This window comes from Vreelandella alkaliphila (genome assembly GCF_016107625.1).
GTDB classification, from domain to species: domain Bacteria; phylum Pseudomonadota; class Gammaproteobacteria; order Pseudomonadales; family Halomonadaceae; genus Vreelandella; species Vreelandella alkaliphila.
Window position 1 is genome coordinate 105,794 of sequence record NZ_JABASV010000008.1, and the last position, 14,919, is coordinate 120,712.

Annotated in this window: 20 protein-coding genes; 4 read left to right on the forward strand and 16 right to left on the reverse strand. The window is 52.3% G+C overall.

Features of this window, described 5'->3' with window-relative positions:
* Window positions 1-136: 136 nt before the first annotated feature.
* Window positions 137-1,549 carry a cytochrome ubiquinol oxidase subunit I gene (locus JFC11_RS13240; protein ID WP_038484182.1) on the forward strand — a complete coding sequence of 471 codons (1,413 nt, stop codon included), beginning with the start codon at window positions 137-139 and terminating at the stop codon, window positions 1,547-1,549.
* Window positions 1,546-2,544 carry a cytochrome d ubiquinol oxidase subunit II gene (gene cydB / locus JFC11_RS13245; protein ID WP_038484179.1) on the forward strand — a complete coding sequence of 333 codons (999 nt, stop codon included), beginning with the start codon at window positions 1,546-1,548 and terminating at the stop codon, window positions 2,542-2,544. Before JFC11_RS13240 ends, cydB begins: the two co-directional genes overlap by 4 nt.
* 121 nt (window positions 2,545-2,665) lie before the next feature.
* Here the strand turns inward: cydB and JFC11_RS13250 are convergent, their stop codons facing one another.
* The 3 genes from JFC11_RS13250 to JFC11_RS13260 all read right to left on the reverse strand — a co-directional run bounded on the left by JFC11_RS13250 (window position 2,666) and on the right by JFC11_RS13260 (window position 5,650).
* Window positions 2,666-3,835: an alpha-hydroxy acid oxidase gene (locus JFC11_RS13250; RefSeq protein ID WP_038484176.1), complete on the reverse strand. Its 1,170-nt coding sequence runs from the start codon at window positions 3,833-3,835 to the stop codon at window positions 2,666-2,668.
* A 169-nt stretch (window positions 3,836-4,004) separates the two neighbouring features.
* Window positions 4,005-4,307 carry a helix-turn-helix domain-containing protein gene (locus JFC11_RS13255; protein ID WP_038484173.1) on the reverse strand — a complete coding sequence of 101 codons (303 nt, stop codon included), beginning with the start codon at window positions 4,305-4,307 and terminating at the stop codon, window positions 4,005-4,007.
* The gene (locus JFC11_RS13260) at window positions 4,304-5,650 is read right to left on the reverse strand and encodes a type II toxin-antitoxin system HipA family toxin (protein ID WP_038484170.1); all 1,347 of its coding nucleotides are present in this window, start codon (window positions 5,648-5,650) and stop codon (window positions 4,304-4,306) included. The genes JFC11_RS13255 and JFC11_RS13260 overlap by 4 nt, the downstream gene beginning before the upstream one ends.
* A gap of 179 nt (window positions 5,651-5,829) precedes the next feature.
* Between JFC11_RS13260 and JFC11_RS13265 the strand changes: the two genes are divergently transcribed.
* Window positions 5,830-6,135 (forward strand): hypothetical protein, encoded by a 306-nt coding sequence (locus JFC11_RS13265; RefSeq protein WP_198349729.1) that lies wholly within the window; start codon window positions 5,830-5,832, stop codon window positions 6,133-6,135.
* Window positions 6,136-6,283: 148 nt separating this feature from the next.
* The gene (locus JFC11_RS13270; RefSeq protein WP_089038349.1) at window positions 6,284-7,063 is read left to right on the forward strand and encodes a transporter substrate-binding domain-containing protein; all 780 of its coding nucleotides are present in this window, start codon (window positions 6,284-6,286) and stop codon (window positions 7,061-7,063) included.
* 98 nt (window positions 7,064-7,161) lie between these two features.
* On the opposite strand, the gene JFC11_RS13275 is transcribed toward JFC11_RS13270, so the two are convergent.
* From JFC11_RS13275 to JFC11_RS13335, 13 genes are all read right to left on the reverse strand, one after another.
* Window positions 7,162-7,731 carry a hypothetical protein gene (locus tag JFC11_RS13275; RefSeq protein ID WP_198349730.1) on the reverse strand — a complete coding sequence of 190 codons (570 nt, stop codon included), beginning with the start codon at window positions 7,729-7,731 and terminating at the stop codon, window positions 7,162-7,164.
* A gap of 228 nt (window positions 7,732-7,959) precedes the next feature.
* A complete protein-coding gene (locus tag JFC11_RS13280) occupies window positions 7,960-8,427 on the reverse strand; it encodes a GNAT family N-acetyltransferase (RefSeq protein WP_038484158.1) in 468 nt (155 codons plus the stop codon).
* 97 nt (window positions 8,428-8,524) lie between these two features.
* On the reverse strand, window positions 8,525-9,028 hold the full coding sequence (locus tag JFC11_RS13285) for a P-loop NTPase family protein (protein WP_198349731.1): 504 nt from the start codon (window positions 9,026-9,028) through the stop codon (window positions 8,525-8,527).
* Window positions 9,029-9,065: 37 nt separating this feature from the next.
* Window positions 9,066-9,377, reverse strand: coding sequence for an addiction module antidote protein (locus JFC11_RS13290; protein ID WP_038484152.1), 312 nt, complete (start codon window positions 9,375-9,377; stop codon window positions 9,066-9,068).
* A 156-nt stretch (window positions 9,378-9,533) separates the two neighbouring features.
* On the reverse strand, window positions 9,534-9,695 hold the full coding sequence (locus JFC11_RS19020) for a hypothetical protein (RefSeq protein WP_231656915.1): 162 nt from the start codon (window positions 9,693-9,695) through the stop codon (window positions 9,534-9,536).
* Window positions 9,696-9,781: 86 nt separating this feature from the next.
* Window positions 9,782-9,955, reverse strand: a complete 174-nt coding sequence (locus tag JFC11_RS13300; RefSeq protein ID WP_167541175.1) for a hypothetical protein — start codon at window positions 9,953-9,955, stop codon at window positions 9,782-9,784.
* Between the two features lie 453 nt (window positions 9,956-10,408).
* Window positions 10,409-10,651, reverse strand: coding sequence for a hypothetical protein (locus JFC11_RS13305; protein ID WP_198349732.1), 243 nt, complete (start codon window positions 10,649-10,651; stop codon window positions 10,409-10,411).
* Window positions 10,651-10,941: a head-tail connector protein gene (locus JFC11_RS13310; protein WP_198349733.1), complete on the reverse strand. Its 291-nt coding sequence runs from the start codon at window positions 10,939-10,941 to the stop codon at window positions 10,651-10,653. The genes JFC11_RS13305 and JFC11_RS13310 overlap by 1 nt, the downstream gene beginning before the upstream one ends.
* Complete coding sequence (locus JFC11_RS13315) at window positions 10,938-12,434, reverse strand: terminase large subunit (protein WP_198349734.1); 1,497 nt, start codon at window positions 12,432-12,434, stop codon at window positions 10,938-10,940. The genes JFC11_RS13310 and JFC11_RS13315 overlap by 4 nt, the downstream gene beginning before the upstream one ends.
* Window positions 12,431-12,892 carry a hypothetical protein gene (locus JFC11_RS13320; RefSeq protein WP_198349735.1) on the reverse strand — a complete coding sequence of 154 codons (462 nt, stop codon included), beginning with the start codon at window positions 12,890-12,892 and terminating at the stop codon, window positions 12,431-12,433. Before JFC11_RS13320 ends, JFC11_RS13315 begins: the two co-directional genes overlap by 4 nt.
* A gap of 63 nt (window positions 12,893-12,955) precedes the next feature.
* Window positions 12,956-13,267 (reverse strand): HNH endonuclease, encoded by a 312-nt coding sequence (locus tag JFC11_RS13325; RefSeq protein WP_198349736.1) that lies wholly within the window; start codon window positions 13,265-13,267, stop codon window positions 12,956-12,958.
* The gene (locus tag JFC11_RS13330) at window positions 13,239-14,399 is read right to left on the reverse strand and encodes a phage portal protein (protein ID WP_198349737.1); all 1,161 of its coding nucleotides are present in this window, start codon (window positions 14,397-14,399) and stop codon (window positions 13,239-13,241) included. Before JFC11_RS13330 ends, JFC11_RS13325 begins: the two co-directional genes overlap by 29 nt.
* Window positions 14,396-14,917, reverse strand: a complete 522-nt coding sequence (locus tag JFC11_RS13335) for an HK97 family phage prohead protease (RefSeq protein ID WP_198349738.1) — start codon at window positions 14,915-14,917, stop codon at window positions 14,396-14,398. The genes JFC11_RS13330 and JFC11_RS13335 overlap by 4 nt, the downstream gene beginning before the upstream one ends.
* Window positions 14,918-14,919 lie beyond the last annotated feature (2 nt).

A 14,919-nucleotide genomic window follows, 5' to 3' on the forward strand; every position in this document is an offset into this window, starting at 1 on the left:
TCAACTTACGTCGCAGAGTGGTTTCAACTACTATTATTAATGATTAAAGAAATATAGCCATAGCCTTTAAGAATATAGCTCCTGCGACAACTACTGATTTTCAATACTTTCATGCCACACGATCTAGGAGGTCGCCATGGAATTAGATCCTCTGTTGCTTTCAAGGCTGCAGTTCGCTTTTGTTGTCTCTTTTCATGCCATTTTTCCGGTGTTTACTATCGGTCTGGCTTCCTACATCGCGCTACTGCATGGCCTGTTTTACAAAACGGAAAACCCCGCTTGGGATCGCTTGGCGCTCTTCTGGACAAAAGTGTTTGCCGTTGTGTTTGGCATGGGCGTCGTATCAGGCATTGTTATGTCGTTTCAGTTTGGTACTAACTGGAGCAACTTTGCCTACGCCACATCTAACTTCTTAGGTCCTGTCCTCAGCTATGAGGTAGTAACGGCCTTTTTCCTAGAAGCTGCTTTTCTAGGCGTACTGTTATTTGGCCGCAATAAAGTACCTGAAGGTGTGCATTTATTTGCTGCCATCATGGTTGCTGTAGGCACGTTTATATCTTCTTTCTGGATACTTTCTGCCAACAGTTGGATGCAAACTCCTGCAGGTTTTGAGCTGATCGACGGTCGGTTTCATATCACTTCTTGGATGGAAGCACTCTTTAACCCCTCCTTCTGGTATCGCTTTGTTCACATGGGCATGGCTTCTTTCCTAACCGGCGGGTTCGTCGTTGCAGGTGTTAGCGCCTGGTTCTTACTGCGCAAGCGTGATGTTGAAGCTAACAAAAAAGCGCTATCCATGTGTTTGTGGTTACTGCTGATCTTAGCGCCAGCACAAGCGGTAGTCGGCGATTTTCACGGTCTGAACACCTTGGAGCACCAGCCAACGAAAGTAGCCGCCATGGAGGGTAACTGGGAAACGCAAACCAATGTGCCACTTCTGCTTTTTGCTATTCCTGATAAAGAAGCCCAGACCAATCATTTTGAAATTGGCATCCCCAACCTTGCCAGCTTGATTCTGACGCACCATGTCGATGGTGAAGTTCCGGGGCTTAACGCAGTACCGATAGAAGAGCAGCCTCCTGTCATCATTGTATTCTGGGCTTTCCGCGTCATGGTAGGCATTGGCTTGCTGATGATTGCTGTTGCGCTGACTGGATTGTTTCTGCGTCGTAAGGGGCGTGTCTATGAAAACCCGCTTTTCTTAAAAACGCTTACCGTCATGATTGCATCCCCTTTCCTTGCGGTTCTGGGTGGTTGGATTGTTACCGAATCAGGACGTGCGCCTTGGTTAGTGTATGGCGTCATGACTCACGCGGAAGGGTTAACGCCTTCCCTTACTGGCGGTATGGCGCTGTTTACCTTGATTGGCTATATCGCTGTTTACAGCGTGGTGTTTTTTACCGGTATTTATTATCTAACGCGCGTTGTGCGCAATGGCATGAAAGAAGAAACACAGGCTGAAGTTGAAGGCGAGGTTGAACGCCCGAAACGCCCCCTATCAGCAGCACACACCCCCTTTGATGATGATTTGGAAGGAGCCAACACATGAGTATTGATCTTTCACTCATCTGGGCTGCCATTATTGGCTTTGGCGTCATTATGTATGTCTTGATGGATGGCTTCGATCTAGGGCTTGGGATTTTGTTTCCCTTCGCGCCTGATGAAGAGTCACGCGATGTGATGATGAACTCTGTTGCTCCCGTGTGGGATGGCAATGAGACTTGGTTAGTACTAGGTGGTGCAGGGCTGCTCGGCGCCTTTCCTTTAGTTTATTCCGTGTTTTTGCCCGCGCTCTATATCGGTGTTTTCCTAATGCTGGCTGGCTTGATTTTTCGCGGCATCTCGTTCGAGTTTCGCTTCAAGTCTAAGAAAAACCGCCGTTGGTGGAACCGCGCATTTTGTTGGGGCTCTGCCATTGCGACCTTCGCTCAAGGCGCGGTCGTCGGCGCTTACATCCAAGGGTTTGCTGTCGAAGACTTTCGCTATGTCGGTGGCGCACTGGATTGGTTGACGCCCTTTACTGTATTGACGGGGCTTGGACTAATGGCGGGCTACGCACTGCTTGGTTCTACGTGGCTGATCCTGAAGTCAGAAGGCCATGTCCAGCAGTGGGCCTATCGCATCACACCAAAATTACTCTTAGCGGTATTGGTGGTATTTGGCATTGTTAGCCTGTGGACACCGCTGGTTAGTCCAGAAGTGCGTGACCGCTGGATGAACCAGATCCACCTAATTTGGCTGTTCCCCATTCTTGCCATGGTCTGCGCTGGCGCTCTTTATCGTGCCGTCAAACGCCAGCAGGAAGGCTTACCGTTTGTCTCAACATTGGGCCTATTTATCTTTACTTACCTTGGTCTCATCGCCAGTAAATGGCCGGTTATCGTACCGCCAAACTATACAATTTGGGATGCCGCTTCAGCACCTGAGTCGCAATTGTTTTTGCTGATCGGCGTGCTGTTTGTAATCCCTATCGTATTGGCCTACACCGCCTGGTCTTACTGGGTATTCCGCGGCAAGGTCAAAGTGGGCGAAGGGTACCACTGAGGCTCTACCAGTTAATCTGTTGATTGCTTGTCACAAATTGCTTGTCACAAAAAAGAAGGGTGCCATTTGGGCACCCTTCTTTTATTACTTTGGGTGTAACGTAGGCCTCACTGAGTGCCATCTAAAGCTTGACCGTAGGATCAGCAAAACCATGCGGCACATAAAGATTATGAGGGCCTAAGCGGCTAACATCTGTTTCTCCACATAGCGCCATTGTGGTATCAAGCTCTTTATGAATAATCTGTAGCGCCCTGGTGACGCCCTCTTCACCGGCAGCCCCTAAACCATAGGTAAAAGCACGCCCAATGTAGGTTCCCTTAGCCCCCAGCGCCAACGCTTTCAGCACGTCCTGGCCCGAACGGATACCAGAATCGAGATGGACTTCTATCTCGTCACCCACTTCATCGATAATACTTGTCAGCATTCGGATCGAGCTCATTGCTCCATCAAGCTGACGTCCGCCATGATTAGAAACAATAATGGCATCAGCGCCTATCTCTACGGCACAGCGCGCATCCTCAGGGGTCATAATGCCCTTCACAATCAGCTTACCGCCCCACCACTCTTTGAATTGCGCAATACGCTTCCAGTCCAGCGATACATCGAAGGCTTCTGCTGTCCACGCTGACAATGAGGAAGGGTCAGTAACCCCTTTGGCATGCCCCACAATATTGCCAAATGAGCGACGCTTGGTTTTCAGCATCTCCAGACCCCAAGGAATTTTCGTCGCCATGTTGGCAATCGATTTTGCGGTCAATTTAGGGGGTGCAGAGAGTCCGTTTTTGAGATCTTTGTGGCGCTGCCCCAGTACTTGCAAATCGACAGTGACCACCACAGCTGAGCAGTTAGCCGCCTTGGCACGCTCAAACAAGCGGCGCATAAAATCATCATCTTTTAAGGTATACACCTGGAACCAGAACGGCTGCGAAGTGTGTTCTGCGACGTCCTCAATCGAGCAAATCGACATGGTCGACAGCGTAAACAGCACACCAAATTTTTCAGCCGCCCGTGCTGCTTTAATTTCGCCATCTGCCGATTGCATTCCCGTTAGCCCTACGGGTGCAAGCGCAACCGGCATAGCCACATCTTCGCCCAGCATAGAACTTCGCGTAGAACGCCCGGACATATCGACCGCAACACGCTGTTTTAAATGAATATGCTGGAAGTCGCTGGTATTTTCACGAAAGGTTTGCTCTGTCCAACTGCCCGACTCGGCGTAGTCATAAAACATTTTTGGTGTACGGCGGGCGTAATGGCGACGAAGGTCTTCAATGTTGGTATAGATCGGCATAACACATCCTTAATAAATATTGTTCTCATTAGTATCTAGAACAGACGGCCTATATTGTTCTCCAATACTGCACAAGTAAACGCCCTGTTTCGCTCTCTTTACTCAGCAAACTATTTCAGCATAACCAGTAGAGATTTGAGGAAATGGCAGGGCATTAAAAGGAAACAAGTTACTCGGTGAACGCCAAAACTTGCTCCAACAGAGCACGCTTACGCGGCAGCAAGCTCACTTCTAACCCTAGCGGCCGGAATACACGATTCTTAACCTCTAGGGTGACATTGTTCTTGTCGCCTTCCAGATCCGATAACGTTCGTCGACTGATACCCACCAAAGCGGCATAACGTGTTTGGTTCAACCCCAGCACATCGCGGCGTAACGCACGCAATAACGCACCATCGGTGATTTCCCCCGCATAGAAACGTTTCAACAGAGCAACCAGGGCCTCTTCGCGATCATCAGAATAACGCTTCATAACAACCCCCAGCGCTTGAATCGAGTGTTGATAGTGCGTAGGCCGACTGCAGGCATGTCAAGGATTCGGGGTGGAACTCCACGGGCAGCCAAGCGTTCATCGACGCCCTCTAGCTTCAATGCAAGCGCACGGAGCTCTTCCATCACTCGTTCTGGATCGACAACGTCTGCCAGGGTGTCGGCAATTCCTCGCCAATCGTACTCCCCGCCAACTTCCAGGGGCGTTCCCCATTGCGTTGTTCGTGTCACACCCTCGGGGTCAGCCTTCATGGGCGCGAAGTCATATACGGGGGCAAGTTCAATGCCTTCGGGGCGCTTCAATAACGCCGTATTCCGGCCATGATTGTCAGAGTTGCCGAAAGCGATATTCAACAAATCACGCTTAATCCACTCCAAAGCAAAGCGCTCGCCCTCGAAAACAGCGCCTTGTTCTTGCACGCGATATTGAGCGCTCAGCAAACTAATCAGTTGGCGGATTGTTTCGCCATGATGCAGAAAGGTGCCCGGCGCGGCGCCTACCAAGGAGTAGACTGACTCCAGGCCATAGCGAACCCAAGTGCCGTCGAGGTACTGCATGTCGAAACGGGGTAACCACAGAGACGGGTAACGCTCTCCCTCCACCAAACGCATCTGTTCGGTATCTATCGTGGCCACCCCTAACGATGCAAGCTCCTGATAGTAGTGATATTCAGCTCTCAAGATGTCGCAATCGTCAGCTGAACGTCTACCGCGCGGGAATTTCACCAGCATGGGTAGGTCAGATCGGTGGTTTTCATCCTGCCAAGTATCAATCCAGACGTGGTCGTCGTTCGTCAATCTAAGCAGCAATTTTGGCGCTTCACCGCCAGCCCCAGTGGCACCACCACTGGCCGCCCCCATCTGCTGGGCATACTCTAAAAAGTCCACCTGACGCTCTACAACGCTTTGCAGCGGAAACCGTCGCTCCTCTAAGGCTTTCTTTACGGTGAGGTCAGGCACTGATTCTTTGATTCGTAAGTTGCCGACCGGCGCGATAGTGCCACGTGCCAGTAATTCAGCATCCTGTTGCCCGACGGGTAAATCGTGAAGCCCTAAATAATTCACCCAAAAACGTCGGCTAGCGCCCGCCGGCATAATGTCTTCCAAGAAACCGAACCAGTGTGGAGATTCATGGGTCAGCATTAACTCGATAGGCAACCGCATACTGCAAGCGTGCAGGTCATCTTGAAATAGCCACTCAACGGCATAGTCAGTCGCATAGCGCAGCCGAGACTCCCCACGAGTACCCTGCTCAGGGTTAGGCAACGACAATTCAGCCGCATCATGCCACGCTTGTTCAAAATGAACCTGTATCGTTAACTTCACGAATCACCCATGTCGAAAGCCGCTCATGTCCGAAATTATTGATGCGCAGTAAAGTGCTCAAAAATTCTTCCAAGGATTACTTATGAGCAGTTTAGCGCACATAATTACCACAACAAAGAATTAATGAGCATTATAGTGCACACTGAATTATCCACACGAACGCCATATTGGAGCCTAATGTGAATATTACCCATTTAGAGCATGCGTTTGTCGCGCTGCTGATTCAAATGGCTCTACTTCCTTTTGCAAACGCAAGAGTCACTGGTGCCATCGCGGTAGCACTGTTGCTTGGACGTGAGATTGCACAACATGAATACAGGTTAGCCGTTCAACGTGGTTGGGAATGGGGGCAAACATTACCGGTGGGCATATTTGAAGGTGTTTGGCGTGGCTGGACGCTGGATTCGGTATTAGACGTTGTTTTACCTGCCCTGGCATGCACAGTAGTGGCCATTACGATCAAAATCATAAAGCCAAACGGCTAAATCGCGAAAGCTAAGTGTTTAGGAACGACAAAAGGCCCTGACTCCTTAGAAGCTTTTAACAAGCCTTTATAAAGCACTTTACCTATTACGCGAATCATGCAAAATTGCTTAATCAACACCTTATATAAAAACGAAAAAAGGAAAGTCTATGCTCCGCAGTCACATAGGAATAGCAACGGCGCTTACATCACTGCTATTTGCCGTTCCAGCCTACTCCGACGATCCACTTCGCCTCGCTGTTGATGTTCCCTTCGAGCCTTTTGAGTATCGCTTGCCCGACGGCACCCTAACAGGCTTTGAGGTGGAGCTGGGTGAAGAAGTATGTCGACGCATCGAGCGTGAGTGCGAATGGGTAGAGCAAGGCTGGGACGGCATCATCCCCGGCTTATTAGCACGCAAATACGACGCCATCATGTCCTCAATGGCAATCACCGATGCGCGCCGCGAGCAAGTGCTGTTCTCAGAACCCTACTACAGCAACCCTAGTGTCTGGGTGACTCAGGAAGGCAAAGAGATCGATATTGAGGATCACGACGCCCTTGAAGGCATATCGGTAGGCGTTCAGCGTGGCACCATCCGCGATGAGTACATCACCGACACCTATGGCGATCTCGTTGACGTACGGCGCTATGCAACAGGCGAAGATCTCGCGGTAGACATTAGAACAGGTCGTTTAGACGCAGCTTTTATGTATTACCCATTAGCGCTGTCATCACTTGAAGTTAACGCTGAAGGCAGTGGGATTGTTACCAGCTCGCCGCTGATCCGCGAGCCCAAGCACTATTTCGGACATGGCGTGGCGGCAGCCTTCCATCCTCGCAATGAAGCCCTGGCGGAGCAGTTCAATGAGGCACTGCGAGAAATCAAGCAAGACGGTACCTACGACGAGCTAATGAACAAATACGTCGACTACGACATCAAGATCTAAGATCTAAGATCTGTCACTATCTCAACAACTATAACCCCAGGGATAACACGCTACGCTTACCCCTGGGGTTGTTGTATTAAGTAGAGAACAATCTAAATCTAATTCCGAGACAGTGCTTCATTAAGAATGGGTACTTGTACTCTACTTAGCCCAGCTAATCTCCACGTCTCAACGGGCTCGCTGCCTTCTGCCCCCTGGATTGAGCCCCAAGCCACTCGAATCGACGTTGTGTAAACAGCTCCGTCTCCCATCACAATATTCGCGTCAATTAAATACCGTCGCTTCTGCTCTTGCATGACGTCATCATCAAAATCCGAGGTTACTTCCATCTCCGCAATACCCGCATCGTTACATGCTTCATGGAAGATAGAAAATTTCTCTTCATAATAGGGATCTGGTTCAATTTTCCGTTGATGCATCCCAAGGTGCCTTTCTATATCGCCATCACAGATTGCTTGAACAACGAGCTCAACCATCCCTGTTGCCGTCTCGCTATACACTCCCTCACTGGCCTCACTGGCCTCACTGGCCTCACTGGCCTCACTGGCCTCACTGGCCTCACTGGCCTCACTGGCCTCACTGGCCTCACTGGCCAGCGTAGAGGAAACTAGCAGCAGAGAAAGCGCTACAGCGGTCGAAATAGAGAATAAATTGGTTTTTTTAAACATGCTTACTTCCCTTTTTTAGCGCTACTCAACGTAACTTAAGGTCGAAACCAGCCCATCGCAATCACTCACAATCCTTAAGATGACAGTAGCTTAGGAAGCGAAACCTGTCACAAAAAATCACCCCACATCTCACTCAACTAAAAAAGCGCTTGAGAGCGCTTCGATGGAACGTTATGAGTGAATAGGCCGTGGGGAGTAGTGAGCGAAGCGAACGGTTTGAACCACTTATTAGCCGATAAGTTTGCACATGATGTGGGAGTGATCTTTAAAACCTAGCTTCTGATAAAACTTTTGTGCTGATTGGTTAAAGGCCATAACCTCTAGCCTGATTTGCTCCGCGCCTTGCGAGGCAGCCCACTTGCTACATGCCGACATAAGTTTTGTGCCAACGCCTGAAGCACGATACTTTTCATCAACGACTATCGTCCCTACACGACAAACCGGACAGCTAACTAGAAACGGTATTGTCTCGTTTTTAGTGATTATTGCCGTTAGAAATCCGACAACTCTACTTTCTACTTCTGCTACCAAAAACAGCCTTGACTTATCACTCAGAGCATTTTTTAAAAACTCTTTGTCAGCGGCGGAAGGCTTTGTAAATGCTTCTGGTGCATTTTCGAAATGTAAAGTACCTATTTGCTCATTCAGTACCAATAATGCTTCTAGGTCCGTTGCTTCCGCTTCTCTGGTTCTCATAGATCCCTTTGATGCCACTGCTTCCGGCTAATGCCCACCATAAACGGCGCGAGGAACGAGCGTTCTACGACCGAAGGGAGCGTAATTGATGGTTTGGTTATGCATTAACTGCTCGTTCTACCTCAGAGAAACTGCTGCAAACTACTATTTTATGAGCTTGAGCTTTGGAAAATGCATAAAACCGTACCAGATTGTCCCGGTCGTACTTTTGGTTCCAAGATATCAGTTCAATAAGGTTTGCAAACGTTTCGTCTTTTTCGTGGCTACGTGAAAGTTTGTAGCCCAAATAGCGCCGCAGAACTCTCCATTGCCTCAGCAACACTGGCGTATTGAGAACAATTATCTTATCGGCGCCCTCAAAGGACTTCTCTAGCCATTTATAATAGACCCCTTCAATTATCCAGGTGTCATTCGACAGGATTGACTCTAAGTTTCTTTGCCGTGCCTCGTCGCTAGACCTGATGTAATCCGTATGGTTTCGGTCCCAAAATATGTCATCTAAATCGTGCTGGGGCAGACCATATTTCTCTGAAAGCCTTCTAGCAATATATGACTTTCCGCTTCCCGGACCACCAATTATGTGCAGTTTTTGATATTTCATAGCTTCGTGCGCTTCGATACACTTCTTTTAAGTGGTTTTAGTTTGCTGGCGCTTGATGAGTAAGATCGCGGAAGTTAACGCCTGTGGCTTTAATCACCGCGGTCATAGTTCGAAGTGTTGGGTTGCCCTTGGGGGACAAGGCGCGATAAAGGCTTTCGCGTGATACTTTGGCACGTTCTGCTACCAGCGCCATTCCACCTTGAGCTTCAACGACATGACGCAGCGCCATCAGGAAGGCTGACTCTCCCCCCTCTTCGTCCAGCTCATCAAACGCTGTTCGCAGGTAGTCCAGAACTATACCGGGGTCAGTGCGCAGCATCTCAATAACTGCTTCATCATGACGTTTCATGACGTATTCTCCTTTTGTGGTCGGCCAAAAACGCTTTTGCCTATTCGATGTCAGACTGCTGGCGCTGTTTGGTACCACCTATTAACAACATTACTAAGCGCGCCCCTACCTTGGCGTAGTAAACGCGGTAGCCAGGGCCATGGTAATGCACAGCTCTCACACCCCATCGCCTACTGTCTTGGTACCACCTGCCGCTAGCCTGTTAAGGCGTGTTAGCACCCGCATGGCGGCTTGACGATCTTTAGCCTTAGTGGCAACCAGCCAGGCTTGAAAAGGGTCATAGCCATCAGCGGTAAGGTAGTGGGCAAGTTCAGTCATAATGCATTGTAGCTTTTAAGCTACAAATTAAAAGAGATAGCTTGACTTTAAGCGATTGAAAAAAACTCAAACGGCAATGGCTTTTTTTACCAACGAATTCTTAGTAGCTGAATTTTCAATGAGGCATACTCGTTGACCTGGTTACGGGCGCGGTTGATATTCACTAACAGCTTGCTTAGGTCAGCTCTCTCAACATGACCGAGTGAAATACGCACCTTACGCCATACCGGGCAAGAGACGCGGTAGCCAAGTTCGATCACGTTCTCATCACGTTAAATAACCGATGGAGAGTATCGAGGCGCTGCTAGGAAGGAAAAAGAAAGCCTAGAAACGAAAAAAGCCCCGTAAAAACGGGGCTTTATAATCGAGGTGGCGGAGGGACAGTCTCTCACAAAGCCACCTAAAACCCCCACCAATAGCGGAATTCCGCTATCGCTTATCGAAACATGCCCCCAGATATGCCCCCTTAGCGAGCGTGTCACTTCAAAGTGATTCAGAGTCACTTTGGAGCGATGTCGGATAATCGGACATCGCCCACGCGGGCGCGGGCTTAATCGAACGTCTGCACAAAATTGCGCAGACGAAAACACATCGCCCACGCGGGCGCAGGCTTAATTGTGTCTCAGAGACAGAATTACGCTTTTTCAATGGGTTAGATAAAAGGTGCGGATCCCCACCTTTTAAGCGATGCGAAAAAAAGCGCATCGGTAGCCTTACCACTTGCCGCGGTAGCGCTCAAACTTATTGGGCGGGCAGCCTGGGGCCAAGTCATCGTCGATTGCCTCCTCTAACGCTTCAAGGCGCTGGTGCAATCTCTCAATAGCCTGGGCATCCTGCTTACGCATGGCCCACACCAAACGGCGGTTTAGTCGCTCGCGCTCCTCCTCTAGCCGGTCGGTGCGATATTCGCCGGCGGGGCGCTCGTTCCATGCAAACTCGCTTTTCAGGTCGCCCATCAGAAAACCTCGTTAGACCGGTAAGGGTTTAGCAAAAGTTGGAAGGTGGGGTTTTGCTGGTAGCTACCTACTCCCACGCTTTGGCGCTCTCTGTTCTCGAATAGATCGGCCACCAGAAGCAGCACAGCAGCACGCACAGGCGCGGGCATCTGTTCAGGTAAGTCATCGCCTAGGTACTCGCTCACGTAGCCCACAGCGGCCTCAATTAAGCCGGTAATCAAGCCGTCTTCGGCGTCGTCTTCATCTATCAAGCGAAGATGGGCCTTTGCTTCTTCAAGTGAAACGCTCATACGAATAACACCTCTGTTTCAATGGTGGCGGGTTCTTCGGCTGATTGGGCGGCCCCCATCGCCATCGCCAAGGCTTGAATGCCGTCAATGCGTCCAGTACGGCGGGATTTGTCTAGCTTGCGAGCGCCAGCGGGATCGGTCACGGCGACCGCGTTGGCGGCGCACATCGTCAAAACGGGGTGATTGCCGTGGGCTATGCGTCCGTTCAGCAACTCGGCTTCAAGTGCGTCCAGTGCGGGGGCCATATCGCGGAAGCCTTGCCCGTGGGGTACCAGCGGCAACTCTATGCCAAGGCGGTCTAGCTCTTTCTTGAAGATGTCGATGCGCCAGCGGTCAAAGGCCAGGGCGTGAAGGTCTACGTCTTGCAGTATGTCGCCTAGGTCAGCGGCTACCGCCTCATAGTCCACGGTTGCGCCTGGGGTAGTTCGCAGGAAGCCATCACGCGCCCACACGTCATAGGGGGCGCGGTCTTTTTTAGCTCGGTCGAAAATGCCTTGCTCTGGCGTCCAAAAGTAGATTTGAACCTGCCATACGCCCTCGACCTTGCCCACTAGCGCCAGGGCGGTTAAGTCGGTACGGGCTGACAGATCAAGCCCACCAAACACCGGCCCATCAAACGGCAGCGGCGCGGCTGCACAGTCTGCCCATACGTCTGGGCTAATGAAGGGGCTGTCTAGGCTGACACGCTGGTTAAGTAGCAGGTTGCGGGCACTGTTAGACATGCTCGGCATTCGCTCGGCCTGGGCCATCTGCTCGCGCATATCGTCTTCACTCCGGAAGATGCCCAACGCAGGGTTAGCGGCGCGCCATGCTTCAACGTCCATCAGATCGCAGTCAGCGGGCGCGGTGTACAAGTGGCAAACAGTACGCGGGTCTTTCGATCTTAGGGCGTCGTCTATCCACTCGCTTAGCAAGTCGGCATCGTTGGCGGCCTGGGTGCTGATCGTGATTAGCAGCGGGTGTTCGTGTGCGCCTTGGCTGGTGGTGATCGCGTCCACAAAGTCAGATTGCGGCCCGCGTACCTGCCCCACTTCGTCCAGTATGGCCAGCACGGGGCTAAGACCGTGGGCGGTTTTTCCATCGGCTGCCAGCGCCTTAAACTCAGTGTTCATTGTCAGGCCAATAAGTCGCTTACTGCTGGGCACGATGCGCACGATCTTGGAAAGCTCGGGCGACATCTGCACCATTTTTGACGCCAGGTTAAACACCAGCGCGGCTTGATCGCGGCTCATAGCACCGCTAACTAGCTGGCTGTTTTGCTTCACCTCTGGGCCTACCAAATGCGCCAGCAGTAGCGCGGCGATAAGGCCGGTTTTGCCGTTCTTGCGGCCAACGGACAGAATAGCGCGGCGGGTACCGGCGGGGTTGTCGTAAACGTCGATGATGAATTGCTTCTGAAACTTGGCCAGCGCCAGCGGCTTACCAACGTCTTTACCCTCAGGCGTTACACAATAGCGCTCGATGAATTTGATAATCCGCTCGGCTCGGGTCATTGCAGTGTTCTCGGTATCAAGCCGTCGTCATCGTCAACGCCTTGGCGCGCATCGCGTTCTAGTGCGGCGCTCTTGTTAATGTCTTGCGACTTGCCCACCACGCTGATCGTGTCGATCTTTAGTTGTCGCGCCATGGCCAGGGCGCGGCGGCTCATCTTATCCAGCAGCGTACAAGCGGGGTTGACCTGATCGCCTAAGATCATGCCTTGCTGGTCGATCAACTCCTCTAGCTGGGCTATGTCGCCATAGGTGCGGGCAAGCTGGCCAGCCAAGATAAGGTCGGCATCCGTCCACGTATCACGCGCTCTAGCGGTCACTATGGCAGCCCACACGGGCCGGTCACTTTCACGCAAGCGAACGCAAGCCGGTGGCGCTATTGGCTCCATGGCGGCGGCCTGTGCGGCGGCTATGGCCGCTTTGGCGCTGTCAGATCGTTGGCGGCGGGCGGTTGTTTTCATGGCAGTTAGCGATAAAAAAGAGGGATGATGGCGGTGTCTGCCGCCACGGTTCCTCGTGATTTTTCAGCGGTTCCAATGGTGGTTTGGGTCAATGGGTCGGCCACTGGTGTCGCATCCCACCTGCACCAACTCCCCGCCGTTCATCTCGGCGCGGGTCTTCTGGCTGTGGCACGGGTGGCACAATGGCTGCAAGTTCTCGCGGCGGTTGTCGTCTGAATAGTCGCCCTCACCGTTGACGATATGGTCAACATCGGTGGCGGGCTCCACCAGCCCAAGCGCTGCGCAGTGCCTACAAAGCGGCTCCTCGGCTAGCACCTGGGCACGCAGACGCGCCCAAGCGGCGCTATTAAGTGGTAGGTGCCTTAGCTTCTTCATCGTCTATGCCTTCGATGCTGGGCAGGTTCTCCAGGCGGCGCACTTCACTACGTCGCATCCATCCATCACTGATAGAGCGCCCGTAGAACTGGGCCCGCTTCAAGCTATCGCCACGCAATAGCCCTTCAACGTTATGCTCTGCGTAGAAGGTGGCGGGGTCGTTGATTAGGGCGCGGTTGATTGCCTGCTCCCACATCACCAAGTGACGGCGTAAGGTATGGGTCACAAAGTACCGGCCAAGCTCTACCGCGTTGGAGTAGTTGGCCTCTCTCAGATCGCCAATAAGCACGGGCGGGACACGGAATAGGCGGGCCACCTCCTCCACGCTCATACGGCGGGCTTCTATCCACTCGGCGTCTTCAAGCGTCATGCTGACCGTCTTGAACTCGGCACCGGCAGGTAGAACGGCAGTCTTACCGTGGTTACTCACACCACTCTGACCAGCGGCCCAACTGTCGCGTATTTGCGCGGCCTGCTCTTTGGTGGTGGTGGGCTGCGTCTGAATAACGCCTGATAGCTTGGTACCCTGGGCAAACATACGTTCCCCGTGGGTGCGCTCTGCTAGCGCTAGCCCTACAGTGTCGCGGCACACCTCAATAGGCGTTCGCCCCATCAGTCCATCGTCACTGTGGTAACGCAGGTGAAGCACCTCAGACGCCAGCAGGCGGCGGCGTTTACCGTGCCGGTCTGTCACCTCATACACCAGCTTATCGTCTAGGGTGATAAGCACGTTCACACTGTCAGGGTGAAGCGCCTTCAAGCTGTCGATGCGTCCGGCCGCGTTCCACTTGATCTCGGCATAAGCATTGCCACGTAACAGAACGTGCCGTTGCAGCATTTCCCGAAACTCTAGCGCGGTCTGCTGTTCGTTTGGCTCTGAGTGCAAAAGCTTGAACAGCGGATGGGTTCGGGCCTTCTCGCGCCCATCCTCAGTGCGGCGGTAGATGTCTAGCGGTAGGCTGGCCACACTCTCAGAAATAGCCGCCACGGCAGCATAAACGGCGCTTATACCTTCGGCACTCTTGGGATTTACCGCCACACCTGCCACGTCTTGCGCAGCGGTGAAGCGGTTCCAATAGGTGTCGTAGGCATCGGCGGCGCGCTTCTCAAATAGGCGCTTGATTAGCTTCACTGGCAAGCCTCCACGTATAGGCGGGCAAGTCGGATGCCTAAGGGCTGGCTGGCGCGAACCTGTACGCTGGTGGTGTCGTAGGCGGGTGACGCGGTTATGGTGACTTCAATCAAGTCCACGTCTGTCAGCTCACGCACGGCGCGGCCTTCACGCTCTGACCACACATCACGCACCGGCAGGAAGCCAAACGAACAGCCAGCCACGTCGCCACGCTCCACCAAGTGGGCCAAGTCATGGCCCAAGGTGGTGTCGGGTAGGTCGATCTCGAAGGCCAGCCCCACGGCATCCTCAGTTAGCCGCAACGTACCAGCGCCCAACCGTCCCAGCAGTGCGCGGCCATCATGTTCGTAAATAGCGCGGATGTTTTGGGCACCGGTACCGGCTAGCGTGCGGGTAAACGCGCCAGCGCGTACCACCTCGATGAACTCCCCTAGGTCAGTGGGCTCATCGAAGCGTGCAACGTAGCCGGTCAGCTTGCGGCCCTTGGGCTTCAATTCACTGCTAGCACGGCGCTCCATGG

Bases quoted from the DNA above. Each gene is read 5' to 3' on its own strand.
- JFC11_RS13270 (WP_089038349.1), top strand. From the start codon at position 6,284: ATGCTCCGCAGTCACATAGGAATAGCAACGGCGCTTACATCACTGCTA.
- JFC11_RS19020 (WP_231656915.1), bottom strand. From the start codon at position 9,695: ATGACTGAACTTGCCCACTACCTTACCGCTGATGGCTATGACCCTTTT.
- JFC11_RS13290 (WP_038484152.1), bottom strand. From the start codon at position 9,377: ATGAAACGTCATGATGAAGCAGTTATTGAGATGCTGCGCACTGACCCC.
- JFC11_RS13275 (WP_198349730.1), bottom strand. From the start codon at position 7,731: ATGTTTAAAAAAACCAATTTATTCTCTATTTCGACCGCTGTAGCGCTT.
- cydB (WP_038484179.1), top strand. From the start codon at position 1,546: ATGAGTATTGATCTTTCACTCATCTGGGCTGCCATTATTGGCTTTGGC.
- JFC11_RS13280 (WP_038484158.1), bottom strand. From the start codon at position 8,427: ATGAGAACCAGAGAAGCGGAAGCAACGGACCTAGAAGCATTATTGGTA.
- JFC11_RS13240 (WP_038484182.1), top strand. From the start codon at position 137: ATGGAATTAGATCCTCTGTTGCTTTCAAGGCTGCAGTTCGCTTTTGTT.
- JFC11_RS13255 (WP_038484173.1), bottom strand. From the start codon at position 4,307: ATGAAGCGTTATTCTGATGATCGCGAAGAGGCCCTGGTTGCTCTGTTG.
- JFC11_RS13285 (WP_198349731.1), bottom strand. From the start codon at position 9,028: ATGAAATATCAAAAACTGCACATAATTGGTGGTCCGGGAAGCGGAAAG.
- JFC11_RS13325 (WP_198349736.1), bottom strand. From the start codon at position 13,267: ATGAAGAAGCTAAGGCACCTACCACTTAATAGCGCCGCTTGGGCGCGT.
- JFC11_RS13305 (WP_198349732.1), bottom strand. From the start codon at position 10,651: ATGGGCGACCTGAAAAGCGAGTTTGCATGGAACGAGCGCCCCGCCGGC.
- JFC11_RS13250 (WP_038484176.1), bottom strand. From the start codon at position 3,835: ATGCCGATCTATACCAACATTGAAGACCTTCGTCGCCATTACGCCCGC.
- JFC11_RS13315 (WP_198349734.1), bottom strand. From the start codon at position 12,434: ATGACCCGAGCCGAGCGGATTATCAAATTCATCGAGCGCTATTGTGTA.
- JFC11_RS13310 (WP_198349733.1), bottom strand. From the start codon at position 10,941: ATGAGCGTTTCACTTGAAGAAGCAAAGGCCCATCTTCGCTTGATAGAT.
- JFC11_RS13320 (WP_198349735.1), bottom strand. From the start codon at position 12,892: ATGAAAACAACCGCCCGCCGCCAACGATCTGACAGCGCCAAAGCGGCC.
- JFC11_RS13335 (WP_198349738.1), bottom strand. From the start codon at position 14,917: ATGGAGCGCCGTGCTAGCAGTGAATTGAAGCCCAAGGGCCGCAAGCTG.